Genomic DNA, 21,273 nt, shown 5'->3' with positions numbered 1-21,273 from the left:
ACCCCAATCAAGGAGAAACATCATGGCAAAGCTCAGCACTGAGGAGCTGCTCGACGCCTTCAAGGAGCTCACGCTCATCGAGCTCAGCGAGTTCGTCAAGAAGTTCGAGGAGACCTTCGAGGTCACCGCCGCCGCTCCGGTCGCCGTCGCGGCCGCTCCGGCCGCCGGTGGCGCCGGTGGTGCCGCCGAGGAGGTCGAGGAGAAGGACTCGTTCGACGTCATCCTCGAGGCTGCCGGCGACAAGAAGATCCAGGTCATCAAGGTCGTCCGCGAGCTCACCTCGCTCGGCCTCGGCGAGGCCAAGGCTGTTGTCGATGGCGCCCCCAAGGCCGTCATCGAGGGCGCCAACAAGGAGGCCGCCGACAAGGCGAAGGCCGCTCTCGAAGAGGCCGGCGCGACGGTTACCCTCAAGTAATCCCGCTGCTCTCAGCTCCGAAGGCCCCCGGCACTGCGCCGGGGGCCTTCGTCATTTCTGCGCGCAATGCCCCTCCGAGAACGACCATGCTGCGCAATTCGCCGGTTATCTGAACATTTCTTATGTTTAAGTGAAGGATCCTCCGTGAGAAAATTCTCATGGAGCGTTTACCTGCGCGTCACACAACTGTCGCCCCCATCAACATTCCGTCTCCTAGCCTCACAGGGTTGCTCTCAGCCCTGAACTAGGAGACTCATGTCTATTTCCCAGCCACGCAGGAGAGCGCTCGCCGTCATCGCGGGCGCATCTCTCCTCATCGGCATCGCAGCGCCCGGCACGGCGCTCGCGGCCTCGGCGGCAGAACCCGCCCCGGCCGACGTCATCATCAACGAGGCCTACCTCAAGGGCGGCAGCGCCGGCGCGCCCTTCACCAACAAGTTCATCGAGCTCTACAACGCCGGGGGGACCGCGCAGAACCTGACCGGTTGGTCGCTCCAGTACCGGTCCGCGTCCGGCACCGGCGCGGCGACGACGGTCACCCTCTCGGGCACGATCAACCCGGGTTCGTACTTCCTCGTGCAGGCCGCCTCGAACGGCGCCAACGGCGTCGCGCTGCCCACGCCCGATCAGGTGACGAGCTTCAACCCCGGTGGACAGAACGGCGTGCTCTGGCTCTCCGACCAGTCCTCCCCCCTCACCCTCACCCCGGGCTCGGTGCTCGGCACCCCGGGCGTCGTGGACCTCCTCGGCTACGGCAGCGGCAACACGTTCGAGACCAAGGCCGCCCCCGACGCCGGCGGCAACACCACGCCCAACGCCTTGACGCGCACGGGCTTCGTCGACACCGACGACAACTCCACGGACTTCACGGTCACCACGACCGTCACCCCCCAGAACTCCGGCTCGGGCAGCACGCCGAACCCGACCGACTCTCCCAGCGCCTCGCCCTCGCCGACCGCATCGAGCACGCCGACGCCCACCATGTCGCCCACCACGGCGCCGGGTGAGATCACGCCGATCTCCGCGATCCAGGGCACCGGCGACACCTCACCGCTCTCCGGTCAGACCGTCACCACCCGCGGAGTCGTGACCGCGGCCTACCCGACCGGCGGCTTCAACGGGTTCTACATCCAGACCCCCGGCACCGGCGGCGCCATCGACTTGGGCACCCACACCGCATCCGATGCGGTCTTCGTCTTCGGCTCGGCCGCGACGGCGAAGGTCTCCGTAGGCCAGTACGTCGAGGTCACCGGAAGCGTGACCGAGTACCAGGGGCTCACCGAGATCAACGGCACCGCCAATGGCACGACGGTCTTGTCCGAGACGGCGCCGGCGCCCGTCGCGGCTGCGACTGTCGCCTTCCCCGCGACCGACCAGCAGCGCGAGTCGCTCGAGGGCATGCTGATCCTTCCCCAGGGCGACTACACCGTCACCAACACCTACTCGACGAACCAGTACGCCGAGATCGGTCTGGCAACCGGCACCACCCCGCTGATCACGCCGACGGAGATCGCCCGACCCGGCACCGCCGCGTACGCGCAGGCCGTGGCGGACAACGCCGCCCGCGGTGTGACGCTCGACGACGGGGCATCCATCAACTTCCTCAGCTCCGCGAACAAGAGCATCGCGCTCCCGTACCTGAGCGATCACGACATCACCGTCGGCGCTCCGGTCACGTTTGCGAAGCCTGTCGTGCTCGACTATCGCAACAGCACCTGGAAGTTCCAGCCCACCGCGCAGCTCCTGGCGGGGGGAGACACCTCGTTCGTGGCCATCGCGGACGGGCGTCCCACGAGCGCACCGAACGTCGGCGGCGACATCCAGCTCGCCAGCTTCAACGTGCTCAACTACTTCACCACCACGGGCGCCGACTATGTCGCCGCCGGCAACACCTGCTCGTTCTACACCGATCGCGCGGGCAACAACGTGACGGTGAACACCTGCTCGGGATCGGGCCCGCGCGGCGCCGCCGACGCAGCGAACCTGAAGCGTCAGCAGGACAAGATCGTCGCGGCGATCAACGGGCTGGGCGCCGACGTGGTCTCGCTCGAGGAGATCGAGAACTCGTCCAAGTTCGGTAAGGACCGGGATTCCGCGCTCTCGACGCTCGTGAACGCGTTGAACAGCGCCCTCGGATCCGAGCAGTGGTCGTTCGTGCCGTCGCCGGCAGCCGATGCGCTCCTGCCGCTCGACCAGCAGGATGTCATCCGCACGGCGTTCATCTACAAGGCATCGCTGGTCAAGCCGGTCGGCGCCTCCGTCGTGCTCAACGACAGCGCCTTCTCGAACGCGCGCCAACCGCTCGCCCAGGCCTTCACGGCGGCCGACGGCACCTCTGCGCAGTTCATCGCCATCGTGAACCACTTCAAGTCGAAGGGGTCGGGAACGGGCGCGGACGCGGACCAGGGCGACGGCCAGGGTGCGAGCAACGCATCGCGTGTGGCTCAGGCGCACGCGCTCGTGGCGTTCGCCGATGGGCTGAAGACGTCCGTCGGCACCGACAAGGTCTTCCTGCTGGGCGATTTCAACTCCTACAGCCAGGAAGACCCGATCAAGGTCATCACCGACGCGGGTTACATCCAGCAGGGCGCCGAGGAGTACACGTACTCGTTCAGCGGCCAGTCGGGTTCGCTCGACCACATCTTCGCGTCGCCGTCGGCTCAGGCCGCGGTCACGGGTGCGCACGTGTGGAACATCAACGCAGGTGAGTCCGTGGCGCTGGAGTACAGCCGCTACAACTACAACGCGACCGACTTCTACCGTGCCGACGCATTCCGATCGAGCGACCACGACCCGCTCGTGGTGGGTGTGACGCTGTCGCACAAGATCGAGCTCAACCTCCTCAACATCAACGACTTCCACGGGCGCATCGACGGCAACACCGTCGCGTTCGCGGGAACCGTCGAGGAGCAGCGCGCCGCCTACGGCGAAGGCAACACCCTCCTGCTGTCGGCCGGTGACAACATCGGTGCCTCGCTGTTCGCCTCCGCGGTCGCCGAGGACAAGCCGACCCTCGACGTGCTCAACGCGCTCGACCTGGCGGCGTCGGCTGTGGGCAACCACGAGTTCGACCGCGGCTACGCCGACCTCTCCGCTCGCGTGCAGGATGCGGCGGACTTCCCGTATCTCGGCGCCAACGTCTACAAGGCGGGCACCAGCGAGCCGGCGCTTCCCGAGTACACCATCGTCGACGCGGGTGGCCTGAAGGTCGCGGTCATCGGCGTCATCACGCAGGAGACCCCGAGCCTGGTCGCTCCCGGCGGCATCACCGGACTCACCTTCGGTGACCCGGTCGCGGCCGTGAACCGCGTCGCGGCGGAACTCGCCGGCACGGTCGACGTGATCGTCGCCGAGTACCACGAGGGAGCGGGCGCGGGAACCCCGGAGAAGGCGACGCTTGACCAGGAGGTCGCGGCCGGCGGTGCGTTCGCGGACATCGTGACGAAGACCTCGTCCAGCGTCGACGTCATCTTCACCGGCCACACCCACAAGCAGTACGTGTGGGATGCCCCGGTCCCGGGTGTCGAAGGCAAGACCCGCCCCATCGTTCAGACCGGCAACTACGGCGAGAACCTCGGACAGGTCGTACTCTCGATCGACGGCGCGTCCCATGACGTGCTCGGCTACACGGCACGCAACATCGCCCGCTCGACCACCCCGGCGGCCACGCTGATCTCGACCTACCCCCGGGTGGCCGAGGTCAGCGCGATCACGAACGCTGCACTCGCGAGCGCGGCGGCCATCGGCAACCAGCCGAAGGGATCGGTCACGGCGGACATCACGACGTCGTACACCGGTGGCAGCTACGTCGACGGGAAGTACGCAGGCGCCACCGCCCGCGACAACCGTGCCGGCCAGTCCACGATCGGAAACCTCGTGGCCGACTCTCTCGTCGCCTCGCTCGGCTCGGCCGATCGCGGCGGCGCCGAGATCGGTGTGGTCAACCCCGGCGGTCTGCGCGCCGAGCTCTTCTACGCTCCGGATGGCACGATCACCTACGCCGAGGCGAATGCGGTGCTCCCCTTCGTGAACAACCTCTGGACGACGAGCCTCACTGGCGCGCAGTTCAAGGCCGTGCTCGAGGAGCAGTGGCAGACCAACGCCGACGGCACGATCCCGTCGCGTTCCTACCTCCAGCTCGGGCTGTCGAAGAACGTCTCGTACACGTTCGACGCGACCGCGGCGCGGGGCAGCCACATCACGGGAATCTGGATCGACGGCAAGCCGATCGACCTCGCGGCCTCGTACCGCATCGGTTCGTTCAACTTCCTGCTGCAGGGCGGCGACAACTTCCGCACCTTCGCGCAGGGCACGAACACGCGCGACTCGGGTCTGATCGACCGTGACGCGTGGATCAGCTACCTCGAGACGCATCAGCCGGTCTCGCCGGACTTCGCCAGCCGTTCGGCGCAGGTTCTCGGTGCGCCGACCACTGCGGTCTCGGCAGGCGACCAGGTGTCGTTCACGGTGTCCGCGATCGACATGACGTCGCTCGGCTCGCCGCTGAACACCACGCTGGAGTACGCGGTCGCCGGCAGCGCGGCGACGTTCACGCCGGTCGCGTTCGTCAACGGGACCGCCACGGTGTCGTTCACGGTTCCGCTCGATGCTCCGGCGTCGACGTCCGTGGTGCTCACCTCACCGGCATCGGGAACCAAGGTCACCGTGCCGCTCACGGTCTCGAACGGCACGGGCCTGCCCGGCACGGGACCCGGAACGGAGGTCCCCGGCACCACTCCGCCGTCGATCATCCCGCTCCCCGTCCCGGATGCCGCGCTGACCGCCGCGCTCGAGGGCAAGATCTCCGCGAGCGACACCACTCCCTCCGTCGGGGATGCGGTGAAGATCTACGTCGGCGTCGAGCTCGCCGGCGAGTGGGTCACGGTGTGGGTGCACTCCACCCCGGTGCGCATCGGCACGTGGTTCCTCGTCGATGCGAGCGGTTACGTCACCGTCACCATCCCCGCGGGGGTCTCCGGCGCCCACAGTCTGGTCGTCCAGGACGCTGACGGGAACGTCATCGGCTGGCAGGCCGTGACGATCGCCGACCCGTCGCTCGCGGCTCTGCCGCGCACCGGCGGTCAGGATCTGCAGTGGCTGCTGTGGGCAGGCGTCTTGCTCCTCGGGGCCGGCGCCGCCGCACGGATGACGGTGCGCAACCGTCGCAGCTGAGGCATCCGCCATCGCGCTGCCCGTCCCCGGTTCGCCGGGGGCGGGCAGCGTCGTCTGCGCTCAGGCGCCGGAGGTCGCGGGCGCCGTCGTCGAGGATCGCACCACGAGCCGCGTCGGCAGTTGCAGCCGGTCGGGCACGTCCGTGTCGCCGTCGATGAGCGAGAGCAGGGTGCGCGCGGCGAGCTCGCCGAGCTCCTCGGGGTGCTGCACGATCGTGGTGAGTCCGAACATCTCGGCGTAGTCGTGGCCGTCGACGCCGACGACGCTCAGCTGGCCCGGCACGGGCACGCCCAGTCGGCGCGCCGCGATGATCGCACCGATCGCGATCTCGTCGCACGCCGCGACGATCGCCGTGGGGCGCGACTCCATGTCGGCCAGCAGCGGCACGGCGGCCGCGTAGCCGTCCGTCACGGTGAGGGTCGAGGGCGTCGAGCGCATGGATGCCTCGAGCCCGGCCTGTCTCATCGCCTGCTCGTAGCCGATGCACCGGTCCGCGACATCGCGTGCGCGGGGGGAGTCGTAGGGCGTCACCCCGAGGAAGGCGATCTCGCGGTGGCCGAGCGTGATCAGGTGCTGCGTGATCATCCGCCCGATCGCGATGTTGTCGATGCCGATCGTCGGAATTCCGTTGAGCCCGTTGCCCACGCACAGGGTCGGCTTGCCGATGCCGATCAGCTTCTCGATGTCGTCGTCGTCGGGTTCGAGTGCCACCGCGAGCACGCCGTCGAATCGTTTCCGGGCCAGGAAGAAGCGGTACATGCTCTCGCGATCCTGAGACGCGGGCTCAGCGACGTAGAGCGTCAGGTCGTAGCCGGCCGGGATGAGCGCGCGGGTGATGCCCTCGATCATCGAGCCGAAGTACCACCGGTTGACCCTCGGCACGATGACGGCGATCGTGCGCGTGCGACCCGTTGCGAGGCCGGCGGCGTTGGCGGATGCCACGTAGCCCAGAGTGGTGGCGGCATCCGTCACCTTCTTGCGCGTCTCCTCGGAGACATAGCCGCCCCCGCTGAGCGCGCGGCTCGCAGTGGACTTGGAGACCCCGGCCAGGCGGGCGACGTCGGCGATGCCGCTCACTCTCGATCCCTTCATCGTCGACGGGTTCGTGCGACCGGTGGTCGCGGGACTTTCCGTCGCAGTCTAGATGATCACAGAAACTTTAGGGAACCGGTTCCACATGGGACGGCGATTCACAAAAGGGAAATCGGCGCGATATGAGCACCAGAACCTGGAATCACCGCACGAATAGTGGGGTTTATGGATTCGTGACCGGCGCTGGTTGTGGATCGCTTGAACTTCGAATACGGTGCTGTGGAACCGGTTCCGGGGGAATCGGTATGTGAGACGGAAGAATTCCGTGCACTCAAGGAGGAGGAATCACATGGCAACACTGCAGCGGCGCCACGTCCTAGCGCCGGTCGCACTGATCGGAGCCCTCGGGCTCGGTCTGGTCGGGTGCGCCGAGGGCAGCCCCAGCAGCAGCTCCAGCGATCTGTCGGGTCAGACCGTCAAGATCTCGGGCGGGATCACCGGGTCGGAGGCCGACCTGCTGAACCAGTCCTTCACGCAGTTCACCGCCGACACCGGCATCAAGGTCGAGTACACCGGCGACAAGAGCTTCGAGGGAAACATCGTCACCAAGGTGACCGGTGGCTCGGCGCCCGACATCGCCATCGTGCCCCAGCCGGGTCTGCTGAAGACCCTGGTCGGCACGGGCGACGTCAAGAAGGCGTCGGACACCGTCTCTGCCAACGTCGACAAGTACTGGTCGAAGGACTGGAAGACGTACGGCACGGTCGACGGCACGTTCTACGCCGCGCCCATGCTCGCCAACGTCAAGGGCTACGTCTGGTACTCGCCGGCGAAGTTCAAGGAGTGGGGCGTCTCCGTCCCCAAGACCTGGGACGACCTGCTCACCCTGACCAAGACCATCCAGCAGAAGACCGGCCAGGCTCCCTGGTGCGCCGGCTTCGCCTCGGGTGACGCGTCGGGCTGGCCCGGCACCGACTGGATCGAGGACCTCGTCCTGCGTCAGTCCGGCCCCGACGTCTACGACCAGTGGGTCGCCGGCACGGTGAAGTTCACGGATGCCCCGATCAAGAGCGCGTTCGACGCGGTGGGTCAGATCCTCCTGAACCCCCAGTACGTCAACGCCGGCTTCGGAGATGTGAAGAGCATCAACTCGACCGCGTTCGCCGACGTCGCCGCCAAGGTCGCCGACGGCAGCTGCGCGATGACGCACCAGGCGTCGTTCCTCTCGTCGAACTTCCTCGACGTGAAGACCGCCTCGGGTCAGACCCCGAAGGTCGCCCCCGACGGTGACGTCTACGCGTTCATCCTCCCCGGCATCACCGAGGGTGCGCAGTCGGTCGAGGCCGGCGGCGAGTTCGTCGCGTCGTTCAGCGACTCGGCGGCCGTGCAGAAGGTTCTCGAGTACATGTCGAGCCCCGACTTCGCGAACGCCCGCGTCAAGCTCGGCGGCGTGATCTCGGCCAACAAGGGCGCCGACCCGAGCCTCGCCTCGAGCGCGTTCCTCACCGACGCCATGAAGACGCTGCAGGACCAGAACACGGTCGTGCGTTTCGACGCGTCGGACCTGATGCCCGCCACGGTGGGTTCGGGCTCCTTCTGGAAGGGCATGGTCAGCTGGATCGACGGCAAGCCGACCGACCAGGTGCTCAGCGACATCCAGGCCGGCTACAACAACTGATCGCCTGACGGCGGCAGGCCGCCCGTGAGGGGGTCGCTCTTCGGAGCGATCCCCTCACGGCGCGGTTTCCGCCCTGAATCGAGGGAGAGACGATGTCGTCGCATCCGATGACCGCGAACACGCAGACGCCCCGCGCGGGCGGTACGCGTCGCGTCGCCACCATCATCGCGATCATCGCCGCCGTGGCGGTGGTCGCGTTTTTCGTCCTGCTGGTGACAGGACCCCACGTCGAGAACGCCCGACCGACGACGCTCGGCTTCTCGCTCAACAGCTTCTTCCAGTGGATCGGCAACCTGAATCCGCTGCTGCAGATCCCGATCATGCTCGCCGTCGCGCTCGCGGTGGTCGGCGTCATCCTGCTGCTCATCGAGTACGCCCCCCGTGCGGGGCGCGGATACTTCTGGCTGCGACTGGCCGCGTGCTTCGTGCTGCCGGTGATCGCCTTCATGCTGCTGCGTCCGTACCAGAACGCCGTGCTCTGGGTCGTGGGTATCGCCCTCGGCCTCGGCGCCCTCCTGTTCTTCGCGGACTACCGGGCTCGCGAAGGCGCGGGCTACCTGTTCCAGCTGATCATCTTCCTCACGCCGGCAGCGCTTCTGCTTCTGCTCGGCCTGATCTACCCGGCGATCAGCACCATCTACCAGTCGTTCTTCGACAAGACGGGCAAGTCGTTCGTCGGGCTCGACAACTACGTCTGGACCTTCACGAACCCGGAAGGCTTCTGGTCGGTCATCAACACCCTCATCTGGGCTCTCGTCACACCGGTCGTCTCGACGGCGCTCGGCCTCGCGTACGCCGCCTTCATCGACCGTGCACGCGGCGAGAAGATCCTCAAGGTGCTCGTGTTCATGCCGATGGCGATCTCGTTCGTGGGTGCCGGCATCATCTGGAAGTTCATCTACGACTATCGGCAGGGCGACCAGATCGGTCTGCTGAACGCGATCATCACCGGGCTCGGGGGTCAGCCGGTGCCCTGGCTCGACACGGCGCCACTGGTCAACACGATCTGCCTGCTCATCGTGTTCATCTGGACGCAGACCGGGTTCGCCATGGTCGTGCTCTCCGCCGCCATCAAGGCCGTGCCGACCGAGCAGCTCGAGGCTGCGCAGCTCGACGGCACGAACGCGTGGCAGCGGTTCATCAACGTGACGGTGCCCGGAATCCGCTCGTCGCTGGTCGTCGTGCTCACGACCCTGACGATCGCCGCACTGAAGGTGTACGACATCGTGGCGGTGATGACCGGCGGTCGGTCGGACTCGACGGTGCTCGGTTTCGAGATGGTGAACCAGCAGCAGCGGTTCCAGAGCTACGGGCACTCGTCGGCGCTCGCCGTCGTGCTGTTCCTCATCGTGCTGCCGCTGATCATCTACAACGCGCGACAGCTGCGCAAGCAGAAGGAGGTGCGCTGATGGCCGTCATCGACGCCCAGCCCGCATTCGACGCCCGTGCGGCCCGCCGTACGGCGCGAGAGACCCGCCGCAACGAGAACCTGGCGCAGAAGAAGCTGACCTCGAAGCGGGCCACTCTGATCGCGATCCTCATCGCGATCCTGTGGACGATCCCGACGTTCGGCCTGTTCGTCACCTCGTTCCGCCCCGGGGCCGACAGCCAGTCGACAGGGTGGTGGACGGTCTTCGTCAACCCGAGCTTCACCCTCGACAACTACTTCGAGGCGCTCACCTCGGGCGGTACGGCGCTGACCCTCGGGCAGTCGTTCATCAACTCGCTCGCGATCACGATCCCCGCCACGGTCATTCCGATCGCGGTCGCCTCGCTCGCTGCGTACGCGTTCGCCTGGATCGACTTCAAGGGCCGCAACATCCTGTTCGTGTTCGTCTTCGCGCTACAGATCGTGCCGATCCAGATGGCGCTCGTGCCGCTGCTGAGCCTGTTCTCACGGGGTCTCGAGATCGGGGGAGTGGCGGTGTTCCCCGGCTTCGAGCTGAGGGATGTCGACCACAGCTTCGCGACGGTGTGGATCGCGCACGCGATCTTCGGCCTGCCGCTGGCGATCTTCCTGCTGCACAACTTCATCGCGGAGATCCCGGCGGAGCTCATCGAGGCGGCGCGCGTCGATGGCGCCGGGCACGGCCAGATCTTCTTCCGGATGATCCTGCCCCTCGCGATGCCGGCGATCGCCTCGTTCGCGATCTTCCAGTTCCTCTGGGTCTGGAACGACCTGCTCGTCGCGACGATCTTCGCTCCATCGAGTTCGCTGCCATTGACACAGACATTGAACTCGCTATCCGGCTCGTGGGGCTCGAAGTGGTTCCTGCAGTCCGCCGGTGCATTCATCTCGATCATCGTTCCGCTGATCGTGTTCTTCGCGCTGCAGCGCTTCTTCGTGCGCGGCCTTCTCGCCGGATCGACGAAGGGCTGACCCGACCGCACGGAACGACGGGCCGGTGGAGGGGTCCCTCCACCGGCCCGTCGTTCGCGCGTCGACGGTCGCCGACTGTGGATAACCCCTGGTCATGCCGGTGTACTCGTCTACCTTGGGGCGCATGTCGCAGGCTCCCCGTCGCACCGCTATCGCGTTGATCGCCGCGCTCACCGCGGTCGTGATGAGCGGATGCGGCGCCCCCGCGCCCACGCCCACGATGACCCCGACGGCCTTGAGCGAGGCGGAGGCATATGCGGCGGCGGAGGCGACGTATCGGGCGTATGTCGACGCGTTCAATCGCGTCGACCTCGCCGATCCATCCACGTTCGAGCCTGTGTTCGCAATGACGACTGGAGCGCTCACCGATATTGATCGAAGGAACTTCTCGCAGCTTCATGCCGACCGTTACCGACTGGTGGGCGCGGACCGAATCGTCACGGTCCAGCCGCTCGAATATGTCGACGAGCGCGTTGTCCGGCTAGGTACCTGCATCGATGTCTCGACGGCCGACATTCTTGATTCGGCCGGGAATTCGACCGCACTCGAGGGCCGTCCCCTGGTGGCCGCGCGGCTCGCCACGCTGGAACTTGTTGATAGCGCGACGTTCAAAGTACGCGGCGTGACGTCGTGGGAGACGGTCGACGGATGCGTTGGCTCGTAGTTCCAACTCTTGTTGTGGCGCTCGCGCTACCGGCCGGCGAAGGTGAAAATGACGGTCAGGGTGCGGCAGGTGGACGTGGCTCGTCCGCGGTCAAGAATTCCGGCACCCAGGTCGACCTCGTCGAGCAGCGCGCACCGTCGGGCGATGCGGGGTCGACGTGGGTGCCTCGCCACTCGCAGTCTGATGATCGGTCGGGCCTGGGCCCGGTGAACTACACGAACGCGACGCCGGTGCAGAGAGTGGGCGACCTCTCGAACCAGGTGGACTGCGGGTTGGTGATGTGTCTGGACCCTGCTCAGCCGCTCGATCCGGGCGTGCCGACGGTGACCGCCGCGGATATCGCGTCGTTCCGGCCCGACCCGAGCGAGCTGGCGAGTGAGCCGACCGGGGTGGGGATCGTCGGGCTCCCCGCGAATATTCTGACCGGCACGCGTCCCCATGTCGTCGCGGGCACACTTTTCGACGTGCCGGCGCAGGTGCGTTTCACACCGGCCCGGCACCTGTTCACGTACGGCGACGGTTCCTCCCGCACCACCGTGTCGGCCGGCTCGACGTGGGCGGCCCTCGGCGTTCCGCAGTTCACGCCGACGGCCACGAGCCACGTCTACGGCGCCCGCGGCGAGTACACGATCACCCTCGAGACGTCTTACGCGGCCGAGGCATCCTTCGACGGCGTCACCTGGATCCCGGTCGACGGTCTCGTGACTCCGGAGGCAACGACCGCGCCGATCCAGGTGCTCGAGGCGCGCACCGCGCTGGTCGGCCAGACCTGCGTCGAGAATCCCCGCGCAGCCGGCTGCTGACCGGTCACGACCGACCCAGAACCGTGCAAAGTCGCCCGAAAAGGGGCGTCGCGCGCGCGTGAGCGCTTCGTGCGTCGTGTCAGCCGAACATCCGCCCTGACGCCCGAAACCGGGCACGTACCGTCATCGCAGACGCACCGGGGAGATCCTCCGGGCGACGCGAATCGAACGGAACCCGCACGTGAACGAGCTGCAGAACCTCATCCCCCTCGCTGTCGGCATGATGATCTCGCCGCTGCCGATCGTGGCGATCGTCGCCATCGTGCTGGCGCCCCGCGGCCGGGCCGCCGCGCCGATCTACACGACGACGTTCACGATCGTCTCGCTCGTGTTCCTCGCTCTCGGCGCCGTCTTCTCCGCGAACAGCTCCTCGTCCTCCACGTCGGGAAGCAGCTCGACCGTCTCGTTCGTCTTCGCGATCATCATCACCATCGGCTTCGCGCTCTTCGCGGTGCTCAGCTGGATCGGGCGCCCGAAGCCCGGCCAGACCGCGAAGGCGCCCTCATGGCTGGCCGCCATCGACAACGTCACGCCCCTCAGCGCCGCGGGACTCGGGTTCGTGATGGCCATCACCAACACCAAGAACATCCCGCTCGCGCTCAAGGGCGGCGCGCTCATCGGCGATGCGCACAGCTCGCTGCCGATCACGATCCTGCTGTGCGTCGTCGTCGCGATCGTCGGCTCGCTCGCGCTGATCGTCCCCGCCCTGATCGCCCTCAGCACCTCCGACCGCGTCATCGGCGCCCTGCAGCGCGTCAAGACGGAGATGATCGCGCACAACGCCGTCATGATGACCGTTCTGTTCGCGATCCTGGCCGCGAACGAAGCAGCCCAGGTCGTCCACCACCTCGTCTCCTGACACCGACCCGCGACATCCGTTCGTCGACCATCGAAAGGCACATCATGTCCGAAGCCTGCTGCGCAGCCCCGCCGACCACCCGCGCCCACCTCGCTCCCGCCATCGCGACCGCCGGTCAGAACCTCACCCCCGCCGGCTACGGCGACGCCCGCCGCGCCGGCTCCGTCGCCGACCTGCTCATCGTCGGTGAGATCGCCACGGGTGACCCCACAGCCCCCCGCGCCGAGGCCATCGCCGTCTCGGGCGGGCGCATCATCGGCATCGGCAGCCGCTCCGAGGTCGACGGCCTCACCGGCCCCGATACCCGCACGATCGCCCCCGAGGGAGTCGTCATCCCCGGCCTGATCGAGCCCCACGCGCACATCTGGGCCTCGCTCATGACGCTCGACTGGACCGACGTCTCGCACGTCGCGTGCCCCGAGTTCGACGACGTCGTCGCGACGCTGAAGGATGCCGCGGCCCGCACCGCGCCCGGCGAGTACCTGCTCGCGAAGCTCTTCGACCCGAGCCTCTACCCCGGAGAGCCGGTGCTGACCAGGGACATCCTCGACCGCGTGGCATCCGACCGGCCCGTCGTGGTGCTCAACGCGTCGATGCACTTCGCGTACGCCAACAGTGCGGCGTTCGCCGCGGCCGGAATCACCGATCAGACCCCGGAGCCCGTCGGCGGCACGCTGCAGCACATCGACGGGCGCCTCACCGGCGTCGTCGGCGAGTCTCCAGCGGTCGCGCTCCTGCTCGGCAACCTGCCGCGCCCGGATGCGGCGGGCATCGAACGCGGCATCCGCCAGATCCTCACCGAGTTCGCCTCCCAGGGCGTGACCTCGATGCGCGAGGCCATGACCGGCACGATCGCCGGTGTCAGCGAGATCGCGCTGCTGCATCAGATCAACGGCGCGGGTCGACTGCCGACCCGCGTCTCGACCGCGCAGTTCTCCATCCTCGCCGGATACGACACCCCCGCAGCCGTCGCGGCCGCGTGGCGCGAGGCCGGAGTGACGCCGTTCAGCGGCGACGACATGGTGCGCGCCGACGCCTGGAAGCTCGTCGCGGACGGGTCGAACCAGGGCCGTTCCGGCTACTTCCTGCAGCCGTACCTCGGCGAGAACAACGGTGGCCACGCCAACTGGACCCCCGAAAGCCTTCGCGATGTCATGAAGGCGGGCCTCGACGACGGGTGGCAGCTGATGATCCACACCAACGGGGACGCCGCCGTGGAGTTCGCGCTCACCGCCGCCGAGCAGCTGTTCCCCGGCACCGACCGCACGCTCCGCCACCGGTTCGAGCACGCGTCGGTGACGACGAACGACCAGCTCGCCCGCATGGCCGCGGCCGGCATCTCGCCGAGCTTCCTGATGGACCACGTCTACTACTGGGGAGCCGCGTTCCGCGACACGATCCTCGGCCCCGAGCGCGCCGAGCGTCTGGATCGGCTCGCCTCCGCCTATCGCTTCGGACTGCGTCCGAGCCTGCACTCCGACTACAACGTGACCCGCGTCCAGCCGCTGCACGCCTCGCGCACCGCGGTGCTGCGCCAGCTCGAGGCGGACGGCACGGTGCTCGCGCCCCAGGAATGCGCGACGCCCGAGCAGGCGCTCGCCGCGATCACGACCCACGCGGCCTGGCAGATCCACGCCGACGACCGCGGCTCGCTCGCCGTCGGCAACCGCGCCGACTTCGCCGTGGTCGACCGCAATCCGTGGACCAGCGACCCGGCCGGCTGGGCCGACATCGCCGTGCACGAGACCTACCTCGACGGCACGCCCGCCTTCCAGTCCTGACCCCGCGCCTCCCCTCCACAGAAAGAGCCCGCCCATGACCACCTCGACCGTTCCCACGGCCGCCCGCACCGCCTCGCGCCTCGCGATCCCCTTCCTCGGCGTCCTCGCCGCCGTACAGGGATCCGCCCCGAACATCGCCAGCACCGCGCTCGTCGGAGCGAGCCGTGGGCTCGACATGGTCGGCGGCGATCAAGCCCTCGCCGCCTCTGTGCAGACCCTGGCGATCGCGGCATCCGTGATCACCACCGGACTGCTCGCCGACCGCATCGGCCGTCGCCGCATGCTCGTCATCGCGCTCGTGACCGGCATCATCGGCCAGCTCGTCGTCGCCGCGGCGCCGACGGCCCTCGTCTACATCCTCGGCCAGGCCATCACCGGCATCGGACTGGGCGCGGTCTATGCCGCCGCGTTCGCCTTCATCCAGGTGCTCGCCGCGCCCGGAAAACTTCCTGCCGCCGTCGCGACGTTCGCGGCGGTCTCGGGCGCCTCGGCCGTGCTGTTCACCTTCAGCGGCGGCATCCTCGCCGGCATCGACTGGCGCCTCGCGTTCGTGCTCGTTCCGGTGCTCTCGGCGCTGAGCATCATCGCCGCGTTCGCACTGCTGCCGAACACGCCCCCGTCGGTCACCGAGTCGCGCGACGTATGGGGTCAGGTGCTGATCGTGGCAGGCATGGTCGTCTTCCTGTACGGCGTCTCGCAGCTCGCGACCTCGCTGACCAGTCCGCTCACCTGGGCGATCATGGCGCTCGGCGTGCTGCTGCTGCTGTCGTTCGTCTTCCAGCAGTCGCGGGTGCGCAACCCGTTCTTCCCGGTCTCGCTCTTCCGTCGCCCCCTGTTCCTCGCCGCCCTGTGCGCGGGCTTCATCTTCAACTTCGGCGTCGCCGCATCGTTCCTGCAGCTGACGAACTTCTGGCAGTACGTGCTCGGAATGGCCCCCAGCGAGGTGGCGATCTGGCAGCTGCCGATCACGCTCACCTCGATCGTGGGTGCGATCGTGCTGGGCCGCCTGATGACCCGCGGGATGAGCAGCCAGCTGTCGATCCTCCTCGGCGGCATCTTCGCGGCCGCCGGATTCATCGCCGCCGCGCTCGTGCGCGACGCGACGAGCCCGCTCGCCTTCGTGCCCGCCGGCATCCTCATCGCGCTGGGAGCCACCGCGGCGGCGCTGCCTTACGGAACGCTGATCCTCGGCGAGGCGCCGGCGGAGTTCTACGGACCGGTCACGAGCTCGCGCACCGCCTTCGGGCAGCTGTTCTACTCGCTCGGCACGGCGATCTCAACGGTCGCCGTCACGCAGCTCACGATCGGCGGCATCGTCTCGCGTCTGGGGGCGAGCGGTCAGTCCAGCTCGCAGATCACCGACGCGCTGACGGCTGTCGGCACCTACGCCAAGGGTGGGGCGAAGCCGGATGCCGCGGTGTTCCAGGCCGCGGTGAGCGCCTATCAGGACGGCTTCGGCATCCTGATGCTCGGCATCGCCGTGCTGGCGCTGATCGTCGGCATCACGGGATACGCGCTCGTCGTGCGCGGACAGCGGGCGAAGGAGCTCGCCGCCTGAGGCAGATACGCAGTAAACGGGGGCGATCCGAGCGGATCGCCACCGTCCTGCCGTTGCGGGACGTGGGGAGTTGCTATCCTTGAACTCTCAGCCGAATCGATTCGATCGTGGTTTCCCCACCTGACGAACGCGACGCGTGACGTCCGGCCGAGCAGGCCCTCGCCGTCGGCCCCGGCCTTCCGCCCGCGAACACGAAGATCCCCACGTGCTCAACACCGCCCCGAACCCCGTCGTCCCCACCACCGGGTCCACGCCCCGCGTACCCTCGTCCACCGGCGCCATCCGAACGCTCGGCGCCAACCCCGCGACCGCGCCGATCATGCTGCATCCCGGCGATGCCATCCCGGTGCGTCGACGCGCGCTCTACGTCATCATCCTCGGCGCTCTCACCGCGCTCGGCCCGTTCACGATCGACCTCTACCTGCCGGCGTTCCCGGTGCTCGAGGCCGACTTCCAGACGACGGCGGCAGCCATCCAGCTCACGCTCACCGGCACCATGCTGGGCTTCGGGCTGGGCCAGCTTCTGGTCGGCCCGCTGAGCGACAGGTTCGGCCGCCGCATCCCCCTGATCGTGGTGACCGCCCTGCACGTGCTTGCGAGCATCGCCGCGGCGATCGCCCCCGATCTGCTCCTGCTCGGCATCTCGCGGGTGTTCATGGGCATGGGCGCTGCCGCCGGTGGCGTCGTCGCGATGGCGGTCGTCCGCGACCTCTTCGGCGGCAAGCGGCTCGTCATGATGTTGAGCCGACTTGCGCTGGTGTCGGGCACCGCGCCCGTGCTCGCCCCGCTCGTGGGCTCGGCGCTGTTGACCGTGATGCCGTGGCGCGGCATCTTCGTCGTGCTGGCCGCCTACGGGCTCGTGATGCTCGTGTGCACGGTGCTGATCATCCCCGAGACGCTGCCGGCCGCGCGCCGCAACGTGCCCGGTGGGCGGGCCGTCATCGCCCGCTACCGTCGCGTGCTCGGAGACCGCGTCGTCATCGGTGTGCTCATCATCGGGGCGATGGCGTTCTCGGGTCTGTTCTCCTACCTGTCGTCGTCGCCGTTCCTGTTCCAGCAGGGGTTCGGTCTGAACGCCCAGGAGTACGGACTCGTCTTCGCGTCGAACTCGATCGGTGTGGTCGTCGGGGTGCAGGTGTCGTCGCGTCTGGCGGCTCGATTCGGTCCGCAGTGGGTGCTCGCGTTCTCCACCGCGGCTCTGGTGCTGTCGGGCATCGCGATCATCGTCGCCGACCAGCTGCAGCTGGGTCTGTGGGGCGTGCTGATCCCGTTGTTCTTCTTCATGACGTCTGCCGGATTCACCTTCCCGAGCACGCAGGTGCTCGCGCTCGATCGCCACGGTGCCGCCGCCGGCACGGCGGCATCGCTGTTGGGCGCCGCGAACTTCGGCGTCGCCGGTCTCATCTCGCCGCTCGCGGGACTCGTCGAGCATGGTGCGCCGATCACGGCGACGACGATGGCCGGCGTGATGGTCGTGTGCGGCGTCATCGGTGTGGCGGCGCTCTGGTTCGTCGTGCGCCCGCGTACGGTCGGTCAGCTCACGCCCTGACCGCGTCGCGCAAGCCCCCACCTCCGGTGGCACGGCCGGCGTAGCGTCGGCGTATGACGACTTCCCGATCGTCCGCCGCCCCCGACGACGGTGCTCCTCGCGTGCCCGATCCCCGTGCAGTCCCGACCGGGCGTGAACCGCTGCTGCGGGCCGAGTCCCGTCCGGACGGCACGGCGCCGCGCGCGCTCGTGCTGGGGGCATCCGGGTACATCGGCGGGCGCCTCGTGCCGCGGCTGCTCGCGGCCGGCTATCGGGTGCGGGTGCTCGCGCGCGACCCCGCCCGCATCGCGGCACTCCCGTGGGGAGGCCAGGTCGAGGTCGTTCCGGGCTCCGCCGAAGACGCGGATGCCGCGGCCGCCGCGACCGGCGATGTCGACGTGCTCTTCTACCTCATCCACTCCATGAGCGCCGGGACCCACTTCGAGGACCTCGACCGGCGGGCCGCCGCGACGATCGCCGCGGCGGGGGCGGCGGCATCCGTGGGTCGCATCGTCTATCTCGGGGGACTGCACCCCTACGGCCGGCTGTCGCGGCACCTGCGCTCACGCACCGAGGTCGGGGAGATCCTCGCGGACAGTGGGGTGCCGACGTTCACGCTGCAGGCGGGCGTCGTGATCGGGTCGGGCTCGGCGTCGTTCGAGATGGTGCGCCACCTCACCGACGTGCTGCCGTACATGCCCGCGCCGCGGTGGGTGCGCAATCAGATCCAGCCGATCGCGGTGCGCGACGTGCTGCACTACCTCATGGGTGCCGCGCGGGCGGATGCCGCGGCCGCCGGCGCGTACGACATCGGCGGACCCGACGTGCTGCGCTATGGCCAGATGATGAACGGGTACGCGGTGGAGGCGGGGCTTCCGCAGCGGGCGATCGCCGCGCTTCCCGTGCTGACCCCCGGCCTCGCCTCGCACTGGGTGAATCTCGTCACCCCGATCCCGCGGTCGATCGCGCGGCCACTCGTGGAGTCGCTGCAGCACGACTGCGTCATGAAGGACCACCGGGTCGATGCGGTGATCCCTCGTCCCGACGGCGGACTGACGCCGTACCGCCGGGCCGTGCGGCTCGCCCTCGGACGGGTCGCCGCCGACGACGTCGAGACGAGCTGGCAGGACGCCGAGGTGCTGGGTGCGCCGAGCGATCCGCTGCCGAGCGACCCGGAATGGGCCGGTCGCACCGTCTACACCGATCGTCGCGAGGCCCGGACACGGGCGCGACCGGAGGCGCTGTGGTCGGTGATCGAGGGCATCGGCGGCGCGAACGGCTGGTATTCGTCGCCGCTGCTGTGGGCGGCGCGCGGCTGGATGGACAAGCTCGCCGGCGGTGTCGGCCTCGCGCGGGGCCGCCGCAGCACCTCCCGGGTCGTCGAGGGCGACGTCGTCGACTTCTGGCGCGTCGAGAAGGTCGAGCCCGGGCGGATGCTGCGCCTGCGCGCCGAGATGCGGGTGCCGGGGCTCGCCTGGCTCGAGCTCGGCTGCGCTCCCGATGGCGACGGCGCGCGGTACACGCAGCGGGCGGTGTTCTTCCCGCAGGGCCTGTCGGGCCGCCTCTACTGGCTGTCGGTGCTGCCGTTCCACGGCGCCATCTTCCGGGGCATGGCGAATCGCATCACTGCCGCCGCCGAGGCCGAGACCACTCGATGATGCGGCGGTACCCTGGGTCCATGAGCTTCCGGGCGGCCGTGCTGACGGTGTCGGACCGTTCCGCCTCAGGTGAGCGACCCGACACCTCCGGTCCCATCGCGGTGCAGGCGCTCCGAGGCACCGGGTGGGCGTGCGAAGAGGCGATGATCGTCGCCGACGGCAAGGACTCCGTCGCTCGCGCGCTCGTCACCCTGGTCGGCAGCGGCGTGCGGCTCATCATCACCAACGGCGGCACGGGCATCGGTCCGCGCGACCAGACCCCCGAGGGGACGCGGTTCATCCTCGAGACCGAGATTCCCGGCATCGCCGAGGAGATCCGCAGGCGGTCGGCGATCGACAAGCCGTCGGCTGCGCTGTCGCGGGGTGTCGCGGGACTGGCGGGCGGTGCGCTCATCGTGAACCTGCCGGGGTCTCCGAACGCCGTCTCGGCCGGTGTCGCCTTCGTGCTCGAGATCGCCCGTCATGTGATCGACCAGGTCGATGGGCGCGACCATTGAGCGCCGCATCGGCGTCCGCGCCCGCGTGCGTGCTCGCGCGCATCAGCGCCGCGTCCCTCGACCTGTCCCAGCACATCGACGCCGTCGACGACCCGGCGTGTGGCGCCGTGACGACCTTCATCGGTCGGGTGCGCGACCATGATCCGGATGCCGCGGCATCCGTCGTCGCCCTGGAGTACACCGCCCACCCCGACGCCGAGACGGTACTCGCCGCGATCGCCGAGCGGGCGGCGGCGGGAACCGTCGCGCGGGTCGCGGTCAGCCACCGGATCGGTCGGCTCGCGGTCGGCGAGGATGCCGTCATCATCGCGGTCTCGGCGCCGCACCGGGCGGCGGCGTTCGACGTCTGCCGCGAGGTGATCGAGCAGATCAAGCTCGAGCTGCCGGTATGGAAGAAGCAGCTCACCAGCGACGGGGAGTCGCTGTGGAAGGGGCTCGGGGGCTGACGCCGGCCCGCGGCGCAGCCTCCCGCTCAGCCGCCCGCGAACGGCGGCAGCACGTCGATGGTCTCGGAGCCCGTCAACAGGTGCTCGTCATCGACGCGTGCGCCGTCGACGAGCAGCGCGCACCGCGGGAGGACGCCGTCGAAGCCCGGGTGGGCGGCCAGCAGCTGCGCGCGCAGCTCACCGACGGTCGCGGCGCCGCGCTGCTCGGCCGGAGTCCCGGCGATCTCTTCGGCGGCGGCGAAGTAGCGCACGGTGACGCTCACGCGCGGGGGCTCCCCGCGGCATCCGCGTCCAGCTCACCGGGACGCACCCACGCGCCCGACCGGCCGCCCTCCTTCGCGACGATGCGCACGTTCTCGATCGACGTCGCCCTGTCGAGCCCCTTCACCATGTCGACGATCGCGAGGGCGGCGACCGAGACGGCGGTGAGGGCCTCCATCTCGACGCCGGTGCGATCAGCGGTGCGCACCGTGGCGACGATCTCGACCCCGCCGTCGACGATGTCGAGGTCGACGACCGCGCCGTGCACACCGATGACGTGGGCGAGGGGGAGCAGCTCCGGGGTGCGCTTCGCGCCCTGGATGCCCGCGATGCGGGCGACGGCGAGCACGTCGCCCTTGGGTACGGCGCCGTCGCGCAGGGCGGCGACCACCTCGGGGGCGCAGCGCACGAAGCCGCGGGCGGTCGCCGCGCGCACGGTGGGCGACTTGGCGGTCACGTCGACCATGCGCGCGTGGCCGGCGTCGTCGAGGTGCGTGAAGCTCATGTCACCAGCATGGCACCGCCACGTGGGCGGCCGGCG

The 21,273-nt window shown here is 68.9% G+C and carries 17 protein-coding genes; 14 read left to right on the top strand and 3 right to left on the bottom strand.

Features of this window, described 5'->3' with window-relative positions:
- Positions 1-22 precede the first annotated feature (22 nt).
- Entirely contained in the window at positions 23-415 is a 393-nt protein-coding gene (gene rplL, locus FFS51_RS03980; protein ID WP_045247318.1) for a 50S ribosomal protein L7/L12, read from the top strand.
- 255 nt (positions 416-670) lie between these two features.
- Positions 671-5,587 carry an ExeM/NucH family extracellular endonuclease gene (locus tag FFS51_RS03975; protein ID WP_137877653.1) on the top strand — a complete coding sequence of 1,639 codons (4,917 nt, stop codon included), beginning with the start codon at positions 671-673 and terminating at the stop codon, positions 5,585-5,587.
- A gap of 60 nt (positions 5,588-5,647) precedes the next feature.
- On the opposite strand, the gene FFS51_RS03970 is transcribed toward FFS51_RS03975, so the two are convergent.
- A complete protein-coding gene (locus tag FFS51_RS03970) occupies positions 5,648-6,664 on the bottom strand; it encodes a LacI family DNA-binding transcriptional regulator (RefSeq protein WP_045247317.1) in 1,017 nt (338 codons plus the stop codon).
- 304 nt (positions 6,665-6,968) lie between these two features.
- Between FFS51_RS03970 and FFS51_RS03965 the strand changes: the two genes are divergently transcribed.
- The 12 genes from FFS51_RS03965 (at position 6,969) to FFS51_RS03910 (ending at position 20,471) form a co-directional block, all read left to right on the top strand.
- Positions 6,969-8,297 carry an ABC transporter substrate-binding protein gene (locus tag FFS51_RS03965; RefSeq protein WP_045247316.1) on the top strand — a complete coding sequence of 443 codons (1,329 nt, stop codon included), beginning with the start codon at positions 6,969-6,971 and terminating at the stop codon, positions 8,295-8,297.
- A 92-nt stretch (positions 8,298-8,389) separates the two neighbouring features.
- Positions 8,390-9,706 (top strand): carbohydrate ABC transporter permease, encoded by a 1,317-nt coding sequence (locus FFS51_RS03960; protein WP_137877598.1) that lies wholly within the window; start codon positions 8,390-8,392, stop codon positions 9,704-9,706.
- The gene (locus tag FFS51_RS03955; protein ID WP_045247314.1) at positions 9,706-10,677 is read left to right on the top strand and encodes a carbohydrate ABC transporter permease; all 972 of its coding nucleotides are present in this window, start codon (positions 9,706-9,708) and stop codon (positions 10,675-10,677) included. Before FFS51_RS03960 ends, FFS51_RS03955 begins: the two co-directional genes overlap by 1 nt.
- A gap of 124 nt (positions 10,678-10,801) precedes the next feature.
- Positions 10,802-11,341 carry a hypothetical protein gene (locus FFS51_RS03950; RefSeq protein WP_137877597.1) on the top strand — a complete coding sequence of 180 codons (540 nt, stop codon included), beginning with the start codon at positions 10,802-10,804 and terminating at the stop codon, positions 11,339-11,341.
- Between the two features lie 323 nt (positions 11,342-11,664).
- Complete coding sequence (locus FFS51_RS03945; RefSeq protein ID WP_212742774.1) at positions 11,665-12,144, top strand: hypothetical protein; 480 nt, start codon at positions 11,665-11,667, stop codon at positions 12,142-12,144.
- Positions 12,145-12,325: 181 nt separating this feature from the next.
- A complete protein-coding gene (locus FFS51_RS03940) occupies positions 12,326-13,003 on the top strand; it encodes a GAP family protein (RefSeq protein WP_056207530.1) in 678 nt (225 codons plus the stop codon).
- A gap of 44 nt (positions 13,004-13,047) precedes the next feature.
- On the top strand, positions 13,048-14,784 hold the full coding sequence (locus FFS51_RS03935; RefSeq protein ID WP_137877595.1) for an amidohydrolase: 1,737 nt from the start codon (positions 13,048-13,050) through the stop codon (positions 14,782-14,784).
- Positions 14,785-14,818: 34 nt separating this feature from the next.
- Entirely contained in the window at positions 14,819-16,342 is a 1,524-nt protein-coding gene (locus FFS51_RS03930) for an MFS transporter (RefSeq protein WP_137877594.1), read from the top strand.
- Positions 16,343-16,547: 205 nt separating this feature from the next.
- Positions 16,548-17,891: a multidrug effflux MFS transporter gene (locus FFS51_RS03925; protein WP_431463267.1), complete on the top strand. Its 1,344-nt coding sequence runs from the start codon at positions 16,548-16,550 to the stop codon at positions 17,889-17,891.
- A 53-nt stretch (positions 17,892-17,944) separates the two neighbouring features.
- On the top strand, positions 17,945-19,528 hold the full coding sequence (locus tag FFS51_RS03920; protein ID WP_084603832.1) for an SDR family oxidoreductase: 1,584 nt from the start codon (positions 17,945-17,947) through the stop codon (positions 19,526-19,528).
- Between the two features lie 20 nt (positions 19,529-19,548).
- Positions 19,549-20,025 carry a MogA/MoaB family molybdenum cofactor biosynthesis protein gene (locus FFS51_RS03915; protein WP_045247309.1) on the top strand — a complete coding sequence of 159 codons (477 nt, stop codon included), beginning with the start codon at positions 19,549-19,551 and terminating at the stop codon, positions 20,023-20,025.
- Positions 20,022-20,471, top strand: coding sequence for a molybdenum cofactor biosynthesis protein MoaE (locus tag FFS51_RS03910; RefSeq protein ID WP_235557443.1), 450 nt, complete (start codon positions 20,022-20,024; stop codon positions 20,469-20,471). Before FFS51_RS03915 ends, FFS51_RS03910 begins: the two co-directional genes overlap by 4 nt.
- Before the next feature lie 26 nt (positions 20,472-20,497).
- On the opposite strand, the gene FFS51_RS03905 is transcribed toward FFS51_RS03910, so the two are convergent.
- A complete protein-coding gene (locus tag FFS51_RS03905) occupies positions 20,498-20,734 on the bottom strand; it encodes a MoaD/ThiS family protein (protein ID WP_045247308.1) in 237 nt (78 codons plus the stop codon).
- A complete protein-coding gene (gene moaC / locus FFS51_RS03900) occupies positions 20,731-21,237 on the bottom strand; it encodes a cyclic pyranopterin monophosphate synthase MoaC (protein WP_045247307.1) in 507 nt (168 codons plus the stop codon). The genes FFS51_RS03905 and moaC overlap by 4 nt, the downstream gene beginning before the upstream one ends.
- Positions 21,238-21,273: the final 36 nt, after the last annotated feature.

Origin of the sequence: Microbacterium sp. 4NA327F11, assembly GCF_005503465.1 — a bacterium.
Lineage (GTDB): Bacteria > Actinomycetota > Actinomycetes > Actinomycetales > Microbacteriaceae > Microbacterium > Microbacterium ginsengisoli.
This window is presented reverse-complemented; position numbering and strand designations above follow the sequence as displayed.

What these genes read in the sequence shown, in the direction of transcription:
- FFS51_RS03955 (WP_045247314.1), top strand. Translation starts at nt 9,706, where the DNA reads ATGGCCGTCATCGACGCCCAGCCCGCATTCGACGCCCGTGCGGCCCGC.
- moaC (WP_045247307.1), bottom strand. Translation starts at nt 21,237, where the DNA reads ATGAGCTTCACGCACCTCGACGACGCCGGCCACGCGCGCATGGTCGAC.
- FFS51_RS03930 (WP_137877594.1), top strand. Translation starts at nt 14,819, where the DNA reads ATGACCACCTCGACCGTTCCCACGGCCGCCCGCACCGCCTCGCGCCTC.
- FFS51_RS03965 (WP_045247316.1), top strand. Translation starts at nt 6,969, where the DNA reads ATGGCAACACTGCAGCGGCGCCACGTCCTAGCGCCGGTCGCACTGATC.
- rplL (WP_045247318.1), top strand. Translation starts at nt 23, where the DNA reads ATGGCAAAGCTCAGCACTGAGGAGCTGCTCGACGCCTTCAAGGAGCTC.
- FFS51_RS03920 (WP_084603832.1), top strand. Translation starts at nt 17,945, where the DNA reads ATGACGACTTCCCGATCGTCCGCCGCCCCCGACGACGGTGCTCCTCGC.
- FFS51_RS03950 (WP_137877597.1), top strand. Translation starts at nt 10,802, where the DNA reads ATGTCGCAGGCTCCCCGTCGCACCGCTATCGCGTTGATCGCCGCGCTC.
- FFS51_RS03935 (WP_137877595.1), top strand. Translation starts at nt 13,048, where the DNA reads ATGTCCGAAGCCTGCTGCGCAGCCCCGCCGACCACCCGCGCCCACCTC.
- FFS51_RS03915 (WP_045247309.1), top strand. Translation starts at nt 19,549, where the DNA reads ATGAGCTTCCGGGCGGCCGTGCTGACGGTGTCGGACCGTTCCGCCTCA.
- FFS51_RS03975 (WP_137877653.1), top strand. Translation starts at nt 671, where the DNA reads ATGTCTATTTCCCAGCCACGCAGGAGAGCGCTCGCCGTCATCGCGGGC.
- FFS51_RS03960 (WP_137877598.1), top strand. Translation starts at nt 8,390, where the DNA reads ATGTCGTCGCATCCGATGACCGCGAACACGCAGACGCCCCGCGCGGGC.